16 protein-coding genes and 1 pseudogene are annotated in these 17699 nt (G+C 60.0%); 15 read left to right on the top strand and 2 right to left on the bottom strand.

Features of this window, described 5'->3' with window-relative positions; all coding sequences use genetic code 11:
* Window positions 1-228: 228 nt before the first annotated feature.
* Window positions 229-447: a hypothetical protein gene (locus ED655_RS08180; RefSeq protein WP_122049752.1), complete on the top strand. Its 219-nt coding sequence runs from the start codon at window positions 229-231 to the stop codon at window positions 445-447.
* A gap of 293 nt (window positions 448-740) precedes the next feature.
* Window positions 741-1497, top strand: a pseudogene (locus ED655_RS08175) (DDE-type integrase/transposase/recombinase).
* Window positions 1498-1796: 299 nt separating this feature from the next.
* Here the strand turns inward: ED655_RS08175 and ED655_RS08170 are convergent.
* A complete protein-coding gene (locus tag ED655_RS08170; protein ID WP_122049751.1) occupies window positions 1797-3029 on the bottom strand; it encodes an SGNH/GDSL hydrolase family protein in 1233 nt (410 codons plus the stop codon).
* A 1626-nt stretch (window positions 3030-4655) separates the two neighbouring features.
* On the opposite strand from ED655_RS08170, the gene ED655_RS08165 reads away from it, so the two are divergent.
* A complete protein-coding gene (locus tag ED655_RS08165) occupies window positions 4656-6395 on the top strand; it encodes a glycoside hydrolase family 68 protein (protein ID WP_122049750.1) in 1740 nt (579 codons plus the stop codon).
* A gap of 148 nt (window positions 6396-6543) precedes the next feature.
* Window positions 6544-8103, top strand: a complete 1560-nt coding sequence (locus ED655_RS08160) for a glycoside hydrolase family 32 protein (protein ID WP_408735662.1) — start codon at window positions 6544-6546, stop codon at window positions 8101-8103.
* Between the two features lie 8 nt (window positions 8104-8111).
* Here the strand turns inward: ED655_RS08160 and ED655_RS08155 are convergent, their stop codons facing one another.
* The gene (locus tag ED655_RS08155; protein WP_122049749.1) at window positions 8112-8522 is read right to left on the bottom strand and encodes a lytic transglycosylase domain-containing protein; all 411 of its coding nucleotides are present in this window, start codon (window positions 8520-8522) and stop codon (window positions 8112-8114) included.
* 53 nt (window positions 8523-8575) lie between these two features.
* Here ED655_RS08155 and gspG point away from each other — a divergent pair, with 53 nt between their 5' ends.
* The 11 genes from gspG to ED655_RS08100 all read left to right on the top strand — a co-directional run.
* A complete protein-coding gene (gspG, locus tag ED655_RS08150; RefSeq protein WP_122049748.1) occupies window positions 8576-9100 on the top strand; it encodes a type II secretion system major pseudopilin GspG in 525 nt (174 codons plus the stop codon).
* Between the two features lie 8 nt (window positions 9101-9108).
* The gene (locus ED655_RS08145) at window positions 9109-9888 is read left to right on the top strand and encodes a prepilin peptidase (RefSeq protein WP_122049747.1); all 780 of its coding nucleotides are present in this window, start codon (window positions 9109-9111) and stop codon (window positions 9886-9888) included.
* A complete protein-coding gene (locus tag ED655_RS08140) occupies window positions 9881-11578 on the top strand; it encodes a GspE/PulE family protein (protein ID WP_122049746.1) in 1698 nt (565 codons plus the stop codon). The genes ED655_RS08145 and ED655_RS08140 overlap by 8 nt, the downstream gene beginning before the upstream one ends.
* A 22-nt stretch (window positions 11579-11600) precedes the next feature.
* On the top strand, window positions 11601-12866 hold the full coding sequence (locus tag ED655_RS08135) for a type II secretion system F family protein (RefSeq protein ID WP_122049745.1): 1266 nt from the start codon (window positions 11601-11603) through the stop codon (window positions 12864-12866).
* Window positions 12850-13278 (top strand): prepilin-type N-terminal cleavage/methylation domain-containing protein, encoded by a 429-nt coding sequence (locus tag ED655_RS08130; protein WP_122049744.1) that lies wholly within the window; start codon window positions 12850-12852, stop codon window positions 13276-13278. Before ED655_RS08135 ends, ED655_RS08130 begins: the two co-directional genes overlap by 17 nt.
* Window positions 13275-13685 carry a prepilin-type N-terminal cleavage/methylation domain-containing protein gene (locus tag ED655_RS08125; protein WP_122049743.1) on the top strand — a complete coding sequence of 137 codons (411 nt, stop codon included), beginning with the start codon at window positions 13275-13277 and terminating at the stop codon, window positions 13683-13685. Before ED655_RS08130 ends, ED655_RS08125 begins: the two co-directional genes overlap by 4 nt.
* Complete coding sequence (locus ED655_RS08120) at window positions 13682-14284, top strand: prepilin-type N-terminal cleavage/methylation domain-containing protein (RefSeq protein WP_122049742.1); 603 nt, start codon at window positions 13682-13684, stop codon at window positions 14282-14284. Before ED655_RS08125 ends, ED655_RS08120 begins: the two co-directional genes overlap by 4 nt.
* Window positions 14285-14303: 19 nt before the next feature.
* Complete coding sequence (locus tag ED655_RS08115; protein WP_122049741.1) at window positions 14304-15377, top strand: PilN domain-containing protein; 1074 nt, start codon at window positions 14304-14306, stop codon at window positions 15375-15377.
* The gene (gene gspM / locus ED655_RS08110) at window positions 15374-15997 is read left to right on the top strand and encodes a type II secretion system protein GspM (protein ID WP_122049740.1); all 624 of its coding nucleotides are present in this window, start codon (window positions 15374-15376) and stop codon (window positions 15995-15997) included. The genes ED655_RS08115 and gspM overlap by 4 nt, the downstream gene beginning before the upstream one ends.
* Window positions 15994-16500 carry a general secretion pathway protein GspN gene (locus ED655_RS08105; RefSeq protein ID WP_122049739.1) on the top strand — a complete coding sequence of 169 codons (507 nt, stop codon included), beginning with the start codon at window positions 15994-15996 and terminating at the stop codon, window positions 16498-16500. Before gspM ends, ED655_RS08105 begins: the two co-directional genes overlap by 4 nt.
* A partial coding sequence (locus ED655_RS08100) for a secretin N-terminal domain-containing protein (protein ID WP_277302610.1) occupies window positions 16497-17699 on the top strand: 1203 nt, incomplete at its 3' end. The genes ED655_RS08105 and ED655_RS08100, both read left to right, overlap by 4 nt.

Here is a 17699-nt window from a genome sequence, read left to right as displayed (position 1 = left end):
GCGGGCAATTTCACGGCCATTCTGACCTTCGTGGTGGCGCTATGTGCGCTGATTGCGAGATTCTGGCCCCGCCCGGCTGACGGGTCGAAGTGGCTGCCCCTTTACCTGATCGTCAACAGCATTGGCATGAACGGCAAGCACGCCACCAACGCCGACGACGCCAAGCCCTGACTGACGACACCGGCAATCGGGCCGGGATCAGTCATCACCATTCAGAAGGAAAAGACCATGAGTGAATCAACGACCACCCCCACAGAAACCGCCTCGATTCTTCCCGAGGTCGAGACGTTGGGCATCAGCATGTTGCCGACCGTGGCTGCCATCATTATCAAGAAGCTGGCCCCGGATTGCGACGTGAATGGCGCTGTCTCCGCCGTCACAGGGATCGCCACCAATCTCAAGGCGCTGGAAACGGCTCTTGAGACCAAGACCTCACAGACCGCGTGACGGCTGACCTCATTGCCGGAGCCGTTGCGTTCATCGTTGCGGCTCTTGGAGCCCTGATCTGGCCCAACGACCGGGCGGGGAGAAACTGCGGCGTGGTGATGTCATGTCAAGTTGGGCACGATGGATGCGTGCGATGAGCGCATCCTGTGTAAACTGCAAGCAGCCTCGATTTCTAGGGGTGCACCCGGTTTTCCAGACAGGGGGTTAAGCTGTAGACCAGCCTGAGAGAGGACGGGTTTATGGTCAAGGTTACGTAGAAAACATATACGGGCGAGTTCAAGTCTCGGGTCGCGCTGGAGGCGATCCTGGGTGAGCATACGCTGGCGAAACTGGCATTAAAGCTCGGTGTGTATCAGACGATGATCGCCCAATGGAAGCGTCAGGCCATTGAAGGTATGGCGACGATGGGGCTGTGGGCGATCTGCCAGCGGCCACGCACGACCATCCTGCATCCGGTACATCGGAAATATCCCGATCTGCTGTGAGATCTGGTGATCAACCGCCTCAATCAGGTCTGGTACTCCGACATGACCGACATCTTGATGCGCAAGGGCTCTATCTACCTCGCGACGATCATCGATTGGTCGAATCGCAAAATGCTGTGGTGGCGTCTGTCGAACACGATGGATGCCGAATTCTACATCGAAGCACTGCAGGAGACCCTGATCCGCTCTAGCGTGCCGGAAATCTTCAACACGAATAAGGGCTCGCAATTCACGATGCCCCGGTTCATGGAAGTAATGGAGTAGCGCCAGATCCGCATCAGCACGCACGGGCTAAGCTGGTGGTTGGTCAACGTCTTCATCAAGCGCCTGTGGTGTTCCCCGAATTATAAATACGTCTATCTGCACGCGTTCGACCGGATCGGAGCTGCGAGCCGGGCTCACTGCATGGATCGAGCACTACAACGCGGAACATCTGCATTCCGCACTGGGTGGACGAACACCCGATGAGGCGTATCATGACGCGCCGACGCTCCTGGGTCTGGGGTTAACCCAGGGGCCAACAGGAACGCCGTCAAACAGGCGGCGAGACAAGAACCGGCTATAGCTTGTCAGGCTCGTAAAACTCTCCGAACGGAGGGGCTACCTCAATCCTTGCCCGAACGAATGGAACGCTCAGGGAATAAGGTTGCGGATATTGGCCGTCAGCGCGCCCCCTAGCCGGGTCTGCAAGGTGTCGGTGTAGTGACTCTGATCCGAGGCCAGTTCATCGGTGGCTACCTCGGGTTTTTGCGTGTGTGACGGCGTGCACCGTCACACGATCGACTGCGCATCGAATACGGCATAAGGCAGCCCGCTTGCCTGGCGAAACAGGCTACCCGTCGCAATCCGGTCATCTGAATCCCATTATCCAGGCAGACCCAGAGGCAGGGGCGTGACAAGGATCGGGAACACCCCCAGCGAACGGGCATAATCTGCCAGTTTGAGCGCCGATGCCCGTTGCTGCCCTGTCGCCTGCGCCCCTGCCAGGGCGCTTTGTGCCCCTGTATCGCGCACATAGTCGTTGGGGCTATCAACCGGGATGGTCATCACGCTGGGGCGCAAACCCGCCGCCAGCAGCGCATAGGCGCGAGCCTGCATCTGACCCGTGGTCTGGCCGGTCCAGGACGCATCAGCATAAGAGGTCGCAAAACCGGCAGCACTCAGCGCAGACGCTGCATGGCGGGCAAATCCGTCATAATCCGATGCCGTCTGCCACCCTTGCGTGAGGCTGTCGCCCACGGCCATCAGCGTGTAACTGCGGGTCGTCGTGTAATAGACCGCCCCCACCACGACGCCCCCCGCAAAGCCGGGATTACCCGACACAGAGGCAGAAGTCAGCGCGAGGGACTGCGTGACGTGATCGCCGCCGATATAGCCCCATTGTGCGGTGCGACCGCCATTGATCGCCGCCACGAGATTGGCGTCTGCGCTGCCCGAGCCGGTACGGGCAGCGAAGAAACTGACATTCCATGAGGCCGGGTCGGTAACGAAGCGCGTATAGAGCAGATATCCCGTGCCTGAATCAGTGCGCGGCACGGACTGGATCGGCACGATATCGCTCAGCGTGTAGGAGGGCAACCCGCCCCCCGGCGAGGCGGGTAGTCTGATGGTGCTCGACCCGTTGAGTGTGACCGTTGCCCAGGGCTGCGCAGTGCCTGCCGCCGTTACCGGATTGGCGATATCGGACCCACTGGCCGAGGGCGCGGCAATCATGCGCGGCAGTGTGACGACGCTCGTTGCGACATTGGCCAGGATCAGACGCACCCCCACAAAAGGTGCATCGAGCGAGTAATTCGCCAGATACGTGAACTGGCCCGACCCGCTCGCCGGTGTCAGCATGGAGCCAAAGATAAAGGCGTTTTCAGATCGCGCCTGGATTGTCGGGCCTGCCAGATCAGCCTTGCGGACAAACTGGCGCTCGGCGGTCTCGCCTTTGAGATAATCGCCCAGAGCAGAAGCAAGCACCGGCTGCGTGACCGCCTCACTGCGCAGATCGACCAAGCCCTGCGCGTTTGCCTCGATGCCGCGTTCCATCGCGTGCAGCGTGGTGCCCTGGGTGCCGACCGGCGTATCAGCCGATAAACCACCTGGCGGCATGAATTAGGGCTCTGCATGGGTCGCCGTGGCGAGCATGATCAGCCCGGCAAGAATGGAGGGGGCCAGAAGGGTAAAACGCTTCATGTCAAATCTCCAAAGCGGGTCGGTATGCCCGCATTATTGAACCAGCCGGACCCGCTTTCGAGCCGTGTAGTCGGGAGCGAGCGCAGCCGATATTGCCAGCCAGCCTCATCAAGACGAGGCCAGCGACGACTATCGCGCGCCGAAACAAGATGATGGGCTCGCCCGGTGGGCGCTACTTGATGAAATCGTGGCTATGATCTTGACCTGCCTTCAATCGAGAAGTGAGCAAGGCAAGCACGAGCTACGCTCTGGCAAAGATTCCGCCTCGATCGCCCGGGACCCAGGCTCATGGCACTGGCGCCCCACGCCATGATGTGATCTTCGGTAATCCCGTGGCAGGAGACCTGCCCGGATCAGGGCAGGAAATGGCTCAGCTGTTGAGCCAGATATGTGCGCCGTCATGCAGCGCCATGCTGAACCGGGTTGCGTCGTTGAAACCGCCGAGCGTCTGCACACTGGCCTTGGGATGTAGTTGAGGGAACATATGTGGCAACGCCGTGAGTTCTGCATCTCCGGGGGAGAAATACGACGAACCGATTATTGCAGGCAGTCTCGGCGCGGTGATTATCCAGCATTATCCTGTTTAGTTGGTGACGGATGAAGATAAATGCTGCCATTTGCGATGTCTTCGGGATGTCAATATAACATCATATAACAAACATATTTTGCGCACCACTATATTATATATTGTGTAGTTATCACGAATATTACTATAGAAAGCTTTTCTCTAATCCCACCTATTGCCTGGAAGAACTTCAGCGAAAGTCTGTTCCGGCCGCAAAAGGCGTGGCGCCTTGTACTGCACAAACTTTTGGATGCGTTTGCTCAGGCAGTCTGTGCCCCCTGCGCCAGCCTCGTCAGGCTTGATGATCTAGGGTGATGCGTTTCCTATGACCGTTTCATCCACGATGTAGATAAAGACCCCCGTAGCACTGCAACGCCTTCGGAGGGGTTCGTATGGACTGTATTCACAAGACGTATCAAGCCAGCGCCAGCCAATCCTCTTCACTGACATTACCCCATAAGGAACATCGCACTTTGCACATGAAGGTAATCAAGGCGATATCTGCCAGGTCACCTAATCGAGAGCCCGCACACGCGCTATTTGCTTGACCATGCGATGATGCGCTTCTGCATCGAAAATTCCTGACGGGAGTATGCCACACCTGCAAATCTCCTCGACAGCAACTTATGCGCGCCACAAGCCTGGACTAAAGGCGCATGTGACCGAGCTGATGCGCGATTTGGTGCCCCTGCAAAACTCGATAAAGGTCCCGTCGCTTGCTGAACTCACCGTATCTTCCAAGGAGCCCGATCGGGCAAGTTCATCGATCCGACACCCAGGAGGCCGTCTTTTCACGATATTTCAAATTTCATCAATCTGTCGTTAATTGTAAATTGACTTTCATAACAAATTTGTGATGCTGTGTGTCAGCGCTGGAGGCGTGTTCAGCCATCAGAGCTTGGAAGCACGGGATCACGATACGTGACGAGGCGGCAACGTTCCGGTCGCGCATCATGACACAATCATTCGAGGGTGACATGGCAAACAGGTTTCGAAAGAGAGCGATGCTCAATCTGTTGCTGGCCGGATCGATGGTCGCAACATTCACCAGCCAGGCGGCTTTTGCCCAGCTTAACCCCGACGCCCTGCGTGAGGCGTTCCGCGTTGCGCCTCGCCCCGGCATGATGCCGCATGGCGCAAAACTGTATCCGGGCAGTTCGCTGAATGGCGTGCCCGGCTTCCCGTTGCCCACCATCCATACCCAGAAAGCCTACGACCCGCAGGACAGCTTCACGGCGCGATGGACGCGTGCCGATGCCATGCAGATCAAGGCCCATTCCGACACCTCGGCCGGTGCAGGCAAGAATTCGCTTCCCGAGCAGCTCGTCATGCCTGATGTCCCAGCCGATTTTCCGGCAACCAACCCTGATGTGTGGGTCTGGGACACCTGGACGCTCATCGACAAGAAAGCCAATCAGTTCAGCTATAACGGTTGGGAAGTTATTTTCTGCCTGACCGCCGACAAGAACGCCGGTTATGGCTTCGATGACCGTCACACCCATGCCCGTATCGGCTATTTCTACCGCCGCGCAGGCGTCCCGGCGAGCCGTCGCCCGACCAACGGGGGCTGGATCTATGGTGGACACCTGATCCCTGAAGGGGCGCAGGAACAGGTTTTTGCCGGCACAACCTATACCATCACCGCCGAATGGTCCGGCTCGATGCGTCTGCTCGACCCCACGAGCAACAAGGTATCGCTGTTCTATACCGATATGGCATTCAACCGGAACGCAGCGGGACAGGATATCACCCCTTCACAAGCAGTGATCACCCAGAGCCTTGGCCAGATCCATGCCGATTTCAACCATGTCTGGTTTACGGGCTTCACGCAGCACACGCCGCTTCTACGCCCCGACGGCGTTCTCTATCAGAATGGCGCGCAAAACCCGTATTACAACTTCCGCGATCCGTTCACCTTCGAGGACCCCCAGCACCCTGGCACCAACTACATGGTGTTTGAAGGCAATACGCCCGGTGAGCGTGGGCTTGCCAACTGCACGGCCGAGGATCTGGGTTATCGCGCCAATGACCCGCACGCCGAGACCGTTCAGCAGGTGCTGAACACGGGTGCATATTACCAGAAGGCCGCTATTGGTTTGGCAGTCGCCGAGAATGGCTCCCTGTCGAAGTGGAAGTTCCTGTCGCCGCTGATCGAAGCCAATTGCGTGAACGATCAGACCGAACGTCCCCAGATGTATATCAAGGACGGAAAGTACTACATTTTCACCATCAGCCATCGCACGACCTATGCGGCCGGTGTGGATGGACCTGATGGTGTCTATGGCTTCGTCGGCAATGGCATCCGTAGTGATTTCCAGCCCATGAACTACGGAAGCGGGCTTATGCTAGGCAACCCGACCAACCTGAATATTGCGGCTGGCACCGACTATGATGCCAACCCGGACCAGAACCCGCGCGCCTTCCAGTCCTACTCGCATTACGTCATGCCAGGCGGGCTCGTGGAATCCTTCATCGATACGGTTGAAGGACGTCGTGGCGGTGCGCTGTCACCGACCGTCAAGGTTCGCATCCGTGGCGATGCGTCGATTGTCGACACACGTTATGGCAATAACGGCCTTGGTGGGTACGGCGATATTTCGGCCAATCGTGCTGATATCAATATCGTCGGGTTCATTCAGGATCTGATCAGCCAGCAAAAGCGGATCGGCCCGGATGTGAATGCCCGCATGAATGCCTTTCTGACCACACAACAATAAGCGTCTGGTGACCGGCCTGCACGGGGCAGGCCGGTCACTTTCCTTTGGGTATCCTCAGCTCCGGGTGATGATGTCACAGCGCCATGAACGGTTTTTTTCTTGCGCAATACTTTGCGCGTTCTCCGGGCTCATCGCGCCTCTGACGGCCATGACTGCCTGCCCTGCCGCTGCGCAGGAGTCAAACCCGACAGGCAGTAGCTCAAATACCACGAGTAAGACCCCGCAATGGCGTCCCGCGCTGCATTTTTCTCCTCGCACGCACTGGATGAATGACCCCAACGGGCCGTTCTGGCTCGATGGGACATGGCATCTTTTTTATCAGTATAATCCGGATGGCATGGTGTGGGGTCATACCTCATGGGGCCACGCGACCAGTCATGACCTCCTGCACTGGCATGAGGAACCCGTTGCGCTCGCCGCTTCGCCCGGGCGGGACATGTTTTCAGGGTCAGTCGTGGTGGATCGGGATAATCGCTCCGGTCTGGGCAAAAACCACATTCCGCCATTAATCGCGCTCTACACCACTGTTTTTTCACAGGATCCGGCCCACCCTGACGGTACGCAGGCACAGTCACTTGCCTATAGCCTCGATCGCGGCGCAACCTGGGAGCGCCACGAGCGCAACCCGATACTGACATTGTCTCCGGACTCACGGCAATTCCGTGATCCGTCAGTGGTGTGGTACGCGCCGGGGCAATACTGGGTCATGACGACCGTCGTCGCCGATGCGCAGCTGGTCAAGCTCTATCGTTCCCGCGACCTGAAGCACTGGGATTTTCTGAGCGATTTTCAGCCGAACGGTTATCGCAAGCCCGGCATGTTGTGGGAGATGCCCACGCTTGTCGCGCTCGATCTGGATGGAAATCGTAAGGACACCCGCTGGGTCATGATCGTCAGCGTCAATCCCTGGAGTATTGCCGGGGGATCCGGGGTGGAATATTTCACAGGCCGCTTTGACGGCACGAAATTCACAGCCGATCCTCTTCCTCCTGAAGGGGCCGATCCATCGGCCTATCACTGGCTCGATCATGGAGCCGATAATTATGCGGCCATACGCATTGCCAACACGCCAGATCTGTCGCCCCGCCTGATAAGCTGGATGAGCAACTGGGATTATGCGGACAAGCTCCCTACCGCACCCTGGCGCGGCCAGATGACCTTGCCAGTTGCGCTCTCGCTCAGGACACTGCGCGGCAAGCCGCATCTCTATCAGGTTCCGACACCCGAATACGACGCCCTCGTCGCCCGCTCTCCCTCCCACAGTTGGGCAGATCATGCGCTCGCCGCTGGTGTACTCTGGCCCCTGCCCGTGCAGCACGAGGTGGAGGATATCTCATTGACCCTGCACAGCGACGGCAAGGGGCAGGCAGGCATCACGGTGCGTCAATCTCAAGATGCTCAGGAAGGGACGCGCATCAGCTATGATTTCACCCGTCACCTGCTGTCGCTGGATCGCTCCCATTCCGGAGTGACCGATTTTTCAGGCAAGTTCAGCCCGATCCACATTGCCTCATTGCTCCCGCACAACAACACCATCACTTTGCACCTCGTGGTAGACCATTCCTCTGTCGAAATTTTCGCCAATGACGGTGAATTAAGGATGACGGATCTGATCTTTCCCCATGAAGGCAGTACGCACATCTCGCTGTTTGCGCAGGATGCCCCGGCACTGGTCGAGACTCTGCATGTAACCGGGCTCGATCATTGAACGGACGCTCAATGACCGCCATTCTGGAACAGAAGGCGTGCCGCACCCAGCACGCGCTGCTGATACGCCAGATTGAGCGCGATGGTATGCGAATGGTAATTCCCGACCGCCCTCATGAGATCACCATGAGATTCATTGAGATAGAGGCGCATGATAGCCCCCGCTGCACTGATATTGTAGCAGGGCTGGGTCAGCAGATTGCGGTAAACGCTTTGCGGCGTAGCATGGGTAAACTGTGCAATAGGCCCGAGCCACAGCGTGTTGACCTGCATTACCCCGAGGTCGTCCGTTCCGTTACTGTTATGACGCACCATGCCGTTGCGACCATTTTCCACCCCCAGAATTGCGGGAAGAACCCTGGGTGGCAAATGGTACAGGGAAGCAACAAAAATCATGCAGCTCGCATACGCAACGGCCATATTGCGCTACACTCCTCCCCGATTCAGGGCTTTTCATATCGGACACATTATTGATGCGCCTTTTTGATACGCTAGCACAGCCCCGTTGCGCCAAAACAGGCGAATGGTCCGTCCGGACCACGCAGCGCCCCGACCAGACCGAAGGCAACGATATCAGCATTCCTTCTGATACCGACGAGGCCGGGTTCACGCTGCTCGAATTGCTGGTGGTGATCGCCATTCTCGGTTTGCTGATCGGTCTCGTCGCGCCCGCTGCATTGCGTCAACTGGGTGGCGCACGCAATTCTGTTGCTCATCAATCCATTCAGCGGCTGGGCGAGGTTCTGGATCTGTATCGTCTCGACACAGGAAGCTACCCTAGCACTGAAGACGGGCTGCATGCGCTGATCGAACGCCCGCAGGACGCCGAGAACTGGAACGGGCCTTACCTCAAGGATAATGCTGACCCCAAGGACCCGTGGCACCATCCTTATATCTACAGCAACCCCTCGGAACGACCGGGCCATGATTATGACCTCTGCTCGAAGGGCGCTCATGAAGCGACGAGCGATCGCGCTGCCATGATCTGCAATCCCTGAGCGCCCCCATGAATTTCGCGCTCCCTCTCCATACAGGCCTCGTCATCGCCTCGCCGTTCATCGGGTCTTTTCTCGGCGTGCTTGCCTGGCGGCTGCCAGAGGGGCGCTCACCTTTCTTTACCCGGTCACGCTGCCCGAACTGCGATTGCGTGCTTGGCGGCCGCGATCTCATACCGCTGGTCAGCTACGCCATACGGCGTGGCAAATGCCGCTATTGCCAGTCGGCTATCGATGCGTTCCACCCGGCGATGGAGGTCGCGGCCCTGCTCGTTGCGGGGGCCGCTGACTGGGCCGTGCATATGGCGCCAGATCGTCTCGGCCTGACTCATCTCATGATTCAGGGATGCCTGTTTGGCTGGTGGCTCCTGTTGCTCGCAGCCATCGATTTGCGCAGCACAACCCTGCCGGATTACCTGACTCTTCCCTTGCTCGGTGTCGGGCTCGCCTTCGCAGCGCAGCATGGTCGCGCCGACTTTCATCTGCACAGTCTGGCTGCCTTGCTGGGCTGGGCCGCATTTGGCAGCGTCGCGCTGCTTTATCGCAAGTTGCGGGCGCGGGACGGGCTTGGCGGTGGCGATGCCAAGCTGCTTGCAGCAGGAGGCGGATGGCTGGGACCATTCATCCTGCCCGAGATCGTGTTTATGGGCGCTGTCGTGACACTGGCCGGCGCATGGCTGACGCGAAAAGCCAGCCTGAGCGCACAGACGCGTATCCCGTTCGGTCCGGGGCTCGCCTTTGCCCTCTGGGGCGGCTGGTTGCTCGAGATCATCGGGCAGTCCTATGGCTGAGCGTCAGCATGACGGCCGTCTCGAGGCGTTAGCTTCCCTGCTGGTCGACAGAGGATATTGCGACCATCGAGGGCTCGACCGCGCTGCACGTGCCGCAGAGCAGAGCGGTGGTCGCCTCGACCAGATCCTGCTGCAACTGGGTCTGGTGTCAGAAGCGCTCATGGCCAGAACCTATGCTGAGCTGCTCGATATTCCTCTTGCAGGTGCTGACCATTATCCGGCCGATCCGGTGCTGACCGGGCAGCTCAAGACGCGTTTCCTGCGTGATGCGCATGTTGTGCCGCTCTCGTTGGAGGGAAACACGCTGGCTCTCGCCATGCGCGACCCGCTGGACAGTTTCACGCCTGCGGCCCTGCAGGCGGCGACGGGACTGACCATCGCAACCCATGCAGCCCTCCCGGTTGAACTCGAAGCCGCGCTCGACCGCCTCTACCCGGATGAAAGCCGCGAGGCAGAACCCGAGCAGGCAGAGGGCAATGCCCTTGAAGACGATGCCGAACGGCTGAAGGATCTGGCGTCAGAAGCGCCCGTGATCCGTCTGGTCAACCAGATCATCAATCGTGCGGTCGAGACCAGGGCTTCGGATATCCATATCGAGCCCTTCGAGGACAGGCTGCGTGTGCGCTATCGCTATGACGGCATCCTGCATGAGGCGGAAACACTGGCGGCCCAGCTTGTGCCCGCCGTGCTCTCACGCGTGAAGATCATGGCGCGCCTGGATATTGCCGAACGACGCCTGCCCCAGGATGGACGGATCAAACTTGCCGTGCGCGGGCATGAGGTCGATTTTCGTGTGTCCACCATTCCGTCGCTCTATGGCGAGACGCTGGTCCTGCGCGTTCTCGATCGGTCGGGCGCGGTCTTCGATTATGCCACGCTGGGCCTGCAACCCGGCATTGTCGGGGGCCTGCGCAAGCTTCTCGAGCGGCCCAATGGCATCGTTCTGGTTACCGGGCCGACCGGATCGGGAAAAACCACAACACTCTATACGGGCCTCTCCGATCTCAATGCCGTCACGCGCAAGATCGTCACGATTGAGGATCCGATCGAGTACCAGCTTGGCGGCATCAATCAGGTGCAGGTCAAACCGCAGATCGGTCTGGATTTCGCCGCCCTGCTGCGCGCCATTCTGCGCCAGGATCCCGATGTGATCATGGTAGGCGAGATACGCGACCGGGAGACCGCCCAAATTGCCGTGCAGGCGGCTCTGACAGGGCATCTGGTTCTGTCCACACTGCACACGAATTCAGCATCCGCCGCCATCATACGCCTGCGCGACATGGGGGTAGAGGACTACCTCATGACCGCAGTGCTGCGTGGTGTTCTGGCCCAGCGCCTCGTGCGTCGCCTCTGCCCTCTGTGCAAGACGCCCTACACGCCACCTGCGGCGCTGATTCAGGAATTGCAGCTCGATCGTTTCACCTCGGGGGAGCCGATCACCCTTCATCACGCGGTGGGTTGCGCCTCCTGCCGCCATACGGGCTTCAAGGGCAGGCTCGCAATCGCAGAACTTCTCGAACCCGATGAGGCCATTGAAAAACTCGTTTTCGAGAAAGCCGATCATCTCGCGATAGAACGTGCAGCCGTCGCAGCGGGCATGGAAACCCTCTTTGATTCCGGGCTTCGTGCGGCCGTGGATGGCCAGACCACCATCGAGGAAGTCATGCGTAGCGTGCGCGCTGTCGGTTAAGTGTGGCGAGCGCAGCCCCCTCATGACGGAATTCCTCTACAGGGTCATTGACCGGCAGGGCACCCCACAGCAGGGCACCCTCATGGCCGACACGCAGGAAGACGCTGTCGCGAAACTGCGCCGCCAGGGCTACATGCCCATCCATGTCGATGTGGCGGAGAAAGGCGCAAAAGGGCGCACGATGTTTGCGCGCGCGTCTGGCACAGGAGCCATTCCGCGCTCTGGCGCACAGGGCTTCAGCCTGAAGCGACACGGCGTAACGCGCGGTGAACTGGCGAATCTGACACGCGAACTCGCTGTCATGCTCGATGCAGGGCAGGATATGGATCGTGCCCTGCGTTTTCTGATCGAGACCACGTCATCCCCCCGCATAGGCAGCGTCCTGAAGAGTGTTCGGGACAGGGTCCGTGACGGACAGGCGCTTCATTCGGCACTTGCCACGAGCCGGGGTGGTTTCCCCCCGCTCTATATCGGCATGGTGCGGGCGGCTGAGGCAACGGGAGATCTGGCCCCCACCATGGAACGGCTCGCCGGGCTGCTCGAACGCGAACGCGCGCTGATCAGCACCGTCCAATCGGCCATGATCTATCCCGCCATCCTCACCCTGACGGCTATCGGATCTGTCACATTGCTGCTCACGAAGGTCCTGCCGCAATTCACGCCGCTATTTGAGCAGAATGGCGCGACCCTGCCGGCCTCCACGCGCCTTCTGACGGAGGCAGGCGCTGCAATCGGTCATTACGGCCTGGCCATGCTGGTCATCATATTTCTGACTGGTTTAGGCCTGCGTCTGGCCATGCAACGCCCGGCCCTGCGTCGACCGCTCGACCGCCTGCTGCTGCGTATGCCAGGGCTCGGCCGTCTGATCTCGGAAATTCTGGCCGCGCGGTTTGCCCGTATTCTCGGCACTCTACTGGTCAATGGCGTTGCCCTGCTTCCGGCACTGGGGATCGTGCGTGATGCGCTGGGCAATCAGGCCGCCAGCGCCGCCATCGAGACAGCAGCCGAAAGCGCACGTTCGGGCGCGGGGCTGTCAGCAACACTGGGCGCCGCTGGCATTTTTCCGACAAGGCTGATCCATTTGCTTCAACTGGGTGAGGAAACCGCACGCCTCGGCCCCATGGCGCTCCGGGCCGCCGATATCCATGAAGATCAGGCCCGCATTGCCATTCAGCGCCTTGTTGCCCTTCTGGTCCCGGCCATCACCATCGTCATGGGTCTGATGGTGGCAGGCATCGTCTCCTCGCTTCTCCTCGCCATGCTGAGCCTTAATGACCTTGCCCAGTAGAGCGCAGGCCGAGTCCGGCTTTACCCTGATCGAGATGCTGGTCGTGCTGGTCATTCTGGGTATGATTGGCGCCATTGTGGTCCGACACGGCGCCTCGCATCCTGCACGGCTCGAACTGCGTAACGCGGCGCGACAGATCGCCGCCCTGATGCGCGAGACCCATGCCCGCGCGCTCTATACGGGGCGTGCCCAGGAACTCGATATCAACCCGCTTTCCGGAAGCTACGTCACCACCCCGGCAACTGTGGGAGTCCTGCCCGTCATTACGATCACGCCAGATACGAGGAGCGTGTTCCGCTTCTACCCGGATGGCAGCGCATCGGGCCCTGTGCTCGGGCTCAGCCGGGGGGCGAGCCGCATGACACTGGGCGTCAACTGGCTGACCGGTGCCATCGAAAGCCACGGCGGATGATGGAGGTAAAGGGCACGCATCCTGCTTCCGAAGGCGGCTTCACGCTCATTGAGGTGCTGATTGCGTTCATCATCGTCGCGCTGGCGCTCGAGGTCGTTTATCGCGGCATGCTGGATGGCGTTGCGGCAGGACACGTCGCCACCGCCACGCGCGAGGCCCTCTCACGGGCGCGGTCACATCTCGATGCCATCGGTCACGGCATGACCCCCGGTGCTTTTACCCAGAGCGGCGAGGACGGACATCATTTCCACTGGCGTATCACCATGACCCCACTGGAACATCGTGGAGGAACTGTCCTCTACCACGTTACCGTAACGGAATCCTGGCCTGACGCCTTTACCCTTTCCGGCCAGCGCGCCGTCACACTGAGCAGCCTGTGTTCCGGCCCGTCGGAGGGCACGCCATGACCCCGCGCCGCGATGAAGCGGCCGGGTTCACCTTGCTGGAGCTATTGATCGCTCTGGTCGTGTTTTCTCTGGTGCTGCTGGTCCTGCGCCAGGGTTTCGATGCCGCCACGCGCCTGTTCGAGCAGCAACGCCAGACCCTGGCTGCACAGGATGATCTGGATGCGGTGGACAGGTTTGTAAGGCAGGTGGTTGCCAGTGCCGATGCAGGTAATGGACGCGAGGGGCCGCTCCTTGTGGGCACGAACCATCGCCTCACATGGCGTGGCCCCGTGCCCCATGCCCTTCAAACACAGGCTGAGGCAATTTCCGGCGGAGGACGGGCAAACATGGCGCTCTTCGTGGATGACGCGCATCGGCTCGTGCTGCAGTGGTCAGCCTATCGGCATGTGATCGAACCCCCGACGCCTGTGGAACAACGGGTCTTGCTGAGCGGTCTCAAGGACGTGGAGTGGCATTATTACGCATCCGGGCACTGGAGCCCGACATGGTATGGCAATACCCTGCCCGAGCTGGTGCGCCTGCGTCTCGTGTTCGCGCCGGGCGATGCGCGCCACTGTCCCGATATCGTGGTGGCACCCCGCCTGAATCCTCTACCGTGAAGCTGAAGGAAAAGGAGACATGGTGATGCAGCCTTTCCTTGTCTGGTGGTGGCGCCAGATCCGGGCCGTTTTGCCGGAACGTGTCACGACAGCACTTGCCGCCGTTCAACGCCCGGTGGTTGAGGCCGTCGCCACTGACGACGCCCTGACACTCTATCTGCGCGAGGCGCGCAGCCGGATCATCATCGGAACTCTAGGGCAGTCGGAAACGCTGGATCTCGAGACCAGCGCGCGATATCGCGCCCTGCGCAAAGGCAAGGCACGCCATGCTGCCATCAGGCTTGTTCTGCCGGCAGGGCGCATCATGCAGCGCGATGTCACCCTTCCCCTCGCTGCGGAACAGGACCTCGCGGCCATTCTCGCCTATGAAATGGATCGCCTGACGCCGTTCGATGCCGAGGCGCTTTACTGGGACTTTATCGTACTCAGGCGCGACGAGGCGCTCGGACAGATCATGCTCCGTCTCTCCGTCGTTCCACAGGCACCGCTACGCCCCTTGTTCGAGCGTCTCCACCTGCTGGAAGCTCATCCGCAAGCCATTGCTGATGAAACCGGAGAGACCCTGATCAGACAGCCTGTTGCGCGTCCTCTCGTGACCCGCCTGAGCGACCCACGTTTTGCATTGCCTCTCGGCGCATGCACTCTTTTCGCCTGCCTTCTGCTGGGTCTATTGTGGCATCAATCGCGTGTTCTCTCAGGATATGAACGCCAGATTGACGCGCTGCGCGGCCCGGCGCTGGAGGCGAGCGCGTTGCGTCGCACGATTGAAGACAGGCGCATGGGCGAAGGGATCGTGAACAGGGCGAGGCAACGCCTTGGTGACCCGATGCAGATCATTGCCGCCCTGACCGATCTGTTGCCTGATGACACGTGGTTGACCGATCTGAGCCTGAAGCAGGGCCAACTGCTGATTAGCGGGCAATCCCGTGATCCCGCTGGGCTGATACAGGGGCTTGGCACGTCGCCGTTTCTTCGTAATCCGGGCTTTATCGCGCCCGTCACGCGCCTTGCAGGACAACATGCCAGTGCGTTTTCAATACGAGCCGAGATTGGTCATCCCGTTGGCACACCCCATGCCGGAGCGAGACCATGAGGACACGGCTCCCATTGGCGCTGATGCGTCTGTCTCATGATCTGCCAGAAGGACGCAGGGGGCGCGTGCTGGCCCTCATGCTCCTTCTGGTGGCTGTCACCCTTGTCTGGCTGGTTATCGTCGGCCCGATGATCGGGGTTTACAGCCAGTACGCCAGCCGCATTGCCTTGGCGCAGCAAACGGCGGAGCGTATGGCCCATCTGCAGGAAATCCTGCCCCATTTGCGTCAGTCTGCAGCGCACCGTCCGTCATCGGCTCCGCAACTGATCGATGGTGCGAGCGACACCATGGCGAGTGCCACCCTGCAGGACAAACTGGCGCATCTCGCCAGCCAGTCTGGCATCGAAATCAGCAGCAGCGAGACGCTCGCCCAAATCAGGGAAGGCAGTTACCGGCGCATCGGATTGCACATCACGCTGTCTGCTCCCTATCCTGCCCTAATCCATTTTCTCACTGACCTCGCACAAGCCTCGCCTGCCCTCGTCGTGGACGGGCTTCATCTCCATGCATCCGAAGATGAGGGTCGCAGCGCCGATGCCCTGTCATGCGACATGGGGGTCTTTGCCTATCGCCGTGACATGGCGCTACCGGCCCGTCTCGCGAAGGAAACAGCTCCATGACAGCCCTCCTGCTCAAACGCTGCGTCATGCTCTGTGCTTTTCTGATGATACCCCATGCCGGGTTCTGCGCCGGTCCAACGCAAGCCGATCGGGCCACCTGGCAGGACCATAGCCTCGCCCGTCCACTCTTTGCCCCAACGCGACGCCCTTCCCCGACTGGCAATGCCCTGGCTGGTACGCCCCGCCTGACAGGTATTATCGAAAATGGGGGAGTCAGCCGTGCCATTTTCATGATACCGGGTCAGGAACGTGGCGTTATCGTACCGTTGCAGGGTCATATTGGTAACTGGCAGGTTATTGCGATCGGAAAAGGCACCATCACCATTCGCGAGGCCGGTCAGGACAGGCTGATGCGCCCCGATCGTGACCGGTTATCCGGCCTGTCGACGCCTGATCATACCCCTCGAAGCGAAAACCCGCCCGAGACCTTCTCGCGCGATGAGCTCTCGCGTTTCGCCCCTCCTGCCTCATCTGACACTCCCCCACCAGGTATGCCGCAATGACCGTTCTGCCCCGCGCCTTTCCTCCCCACTTTCTGTCACGCGGCAGACAGAATGCCCGCAAACAGGATTCCCTGCGCCTTGGCCTCGTTGTCCTGGCCGCAGGCCTGACCCTTGGCCTGACCGGGTGCGACAAGCCGGTACCCAAACCCAAACCCCTTGGTGGCCCGATGCCGCTGGGTGGATTGCAGGATACTCCGCAGGAGGGACGCCTCTCACCGGCCGATCCGACTGGCAAGGCGCGCTACAGCCTCGCTCGCCCGAACATTCCCACCCTTCGCGGAAACGGCGACACGGAAGGTATCGGTCAGGTTTCGCTGAATTTTGCCGATACGGATGTGCGCGACGCCGTCTCGCAGATTCTCAACGATATCCTGCACGTCAATTACGCCATCGATCCTGCCGTGCATGGACAGGTGACGCTCAGAACCAGCGAACCCCTGACCAATGCCCAGCTTTTGCCAGCGCTGCAGGTGATCCTGGCGCAGGTTCATGCTGTGCTGGTTCATGGTGACGGCCTGTATCGTGTCGTGCCCAGCCAGTCGGCGCCGGGTGCCGCGCAGGGTGCGCTGGCGGGCATGGCTGACAGCCTCTCGATGGGTGGCGACCTGATGGTCCCGCTGCGCTACGCACAGGCCAGTTCTCTCGCCCATGCCTTGCAGCCCTTCGTGCAGGGTGGCGCTCGCGTTGCAGCGATAGACAGCAGTAATGCCCTTATGGTGAGCGGAGACCCTTCGGCCCGCAACGCGCTGGTCGAGGTCATTCATGCTTTCGATGTGGACTGGCTGAGCAGCCAGTCCTACGCGCTTTTACCTGTCGACTCAGGCAATGCAAAGGACATGGCAAGCGCGCTGCAATCAGCCCTGCACGGGGCCGGTAATTCGCTCTCGAAGCTTGTGGACGTCCTTCCCCTTGCACGTGTCAATGCTGTGCTCGTGGTGGCACGCAACGCGCGCTATATCGAGGATGCCAGACGCCTGTTTTCTGTCATCGAGCAGCATCGCAGAGCAACTGTAAGAAGCTGGCATATTTTCTATGTGCAGAATTCAAGCGTCAATGACGTGACCTATACGCTCCAGCAGGCCTTCACACCGGATAATGTGACAGCCACACCGCCCGGTTCGGGCAATGGCCAGACAGCACAGACCGGCATGGGAGGGGGATTGAATGGCGGCGGCCTTGGGGGCGCCGCCATTCAATCC

The sequence above is a fragment of the Asaia bogorensis genome (assembly GCF_900465345.1).
In the GTDB taxonomy this organism is placed as follows: Bacteria; Pseudomonadota; Alphaproteobacteria; order Acetobacterales; family Acetobacteraceae; genus Asaia; species Asaia bogorensis_A.
This window is presented reverse-complemented; position numbering and strand designations above follow the sequence as displayed.

Bases quoted from the DNA above. Each gene is read 5' to 3' on its own strand.
- ED655_RS08140 (WP_122049746.1), top strand. From the start codon at position 9,881: ATGGCTGAGCGTCAGCATGACGGCCGTCTCGAGGCGTTAGCTTCCCTG.
- ED655_RS08170 (WP_122049751.1), bottom strand. From the start codon at position 3,029: ATGCCGCCAGGTGGTTTATCGGCTGATACGCCGGTCGGCACCCAGGGC.
- ED655_RS08105 (WP_122049739.1), top strand. From the start codon at position 15,994: ATGACAGCCCTCCTGCTCAAACGCTGCGTCATGCTCTGTGCTTTTCTG.
- ED655_RS08165 (WP_122049750.1), top strand. From the start codon at position 4,656: ATGGCAAACAGGTTTCGAAAGAGAGCGATGCTCAATCTGTTGCTGGCC.
- ED655_RS08180 (WP_122049752.1), top strand. From the start codon at position 229: ATGAGTGAATCAACGACCACCCCCACAGAAACCGCCTCGATTCTTCCC.
- ED655_RS08120 (WP_122049742.1), top strand. From the start codon at position 13,682: ATGACCCCGCGCCGCGATGAAGCGGCCGGGTTCACCTTGCTGGAGCTA.
- ED655_RS08145 (WP_122049747.1), top strand. From the start codon at position 9,109: ATGAATTTCGCGCTCCCTCTCCATACAGGCCTCGTCATCGCCTCGCCG.
- ED655_RS08115 (WP_122049741.1), top strand. From the start codon at position 14,304: ATGGTGATGCAGCCTTTCCTTGTCTGGTGGTGGCGCCAGATCCGGGCC.
- ED655_RS08160 (WP_408735662.1), top strand. From the start codon at position 6,544: ATGACTGCCTGCCCTGCCGCTGCGCAGGAGTCAAACCCGACAGGCAGT.
- gspG (WP_122049748.1), top strand. From the start codon at position 8,576: ATGCGCCTTTTTGATACGCTAGCACAGCCCCGTTGCGCCAAAACAGGC.
- ED655_RS08155 (WP_122049749.1), bottom strand. From the start codon at position 8,522: ATGGCCGTTGCGTATGCGAGCTGCATGATTTTTGTTGCTTCCCTGTAC.
- ED655_RS08125 (WP_122049743.1), top strand. From the start codon at position 13,275: ATGATGGAGGTAAAGGGCACGCATCCTGCTTCCGAAGGCGGCTTCACG.
- ED655_RS08130 (WP_122049744.1), top strand. From the start codon at position 12,850: ATGACCTTGCCCAGTAGAGCGCAGGCCGAGTCCGGCTTTACCCTGATC.
- ED655_RS08135 (WP_122049745.1), top strand. From the start codon at position 11,601: ATGACGGAATTCCTCTACAGGGTCATTGACCGGCAGGGCACCCCACAG.
- gspM (WP_122049740.1), top strand. From the start codon at position 15,374: ATGAGGACACGGCTCCCATTGGCGCTGATGCGTCTGTCTCATGATCTG.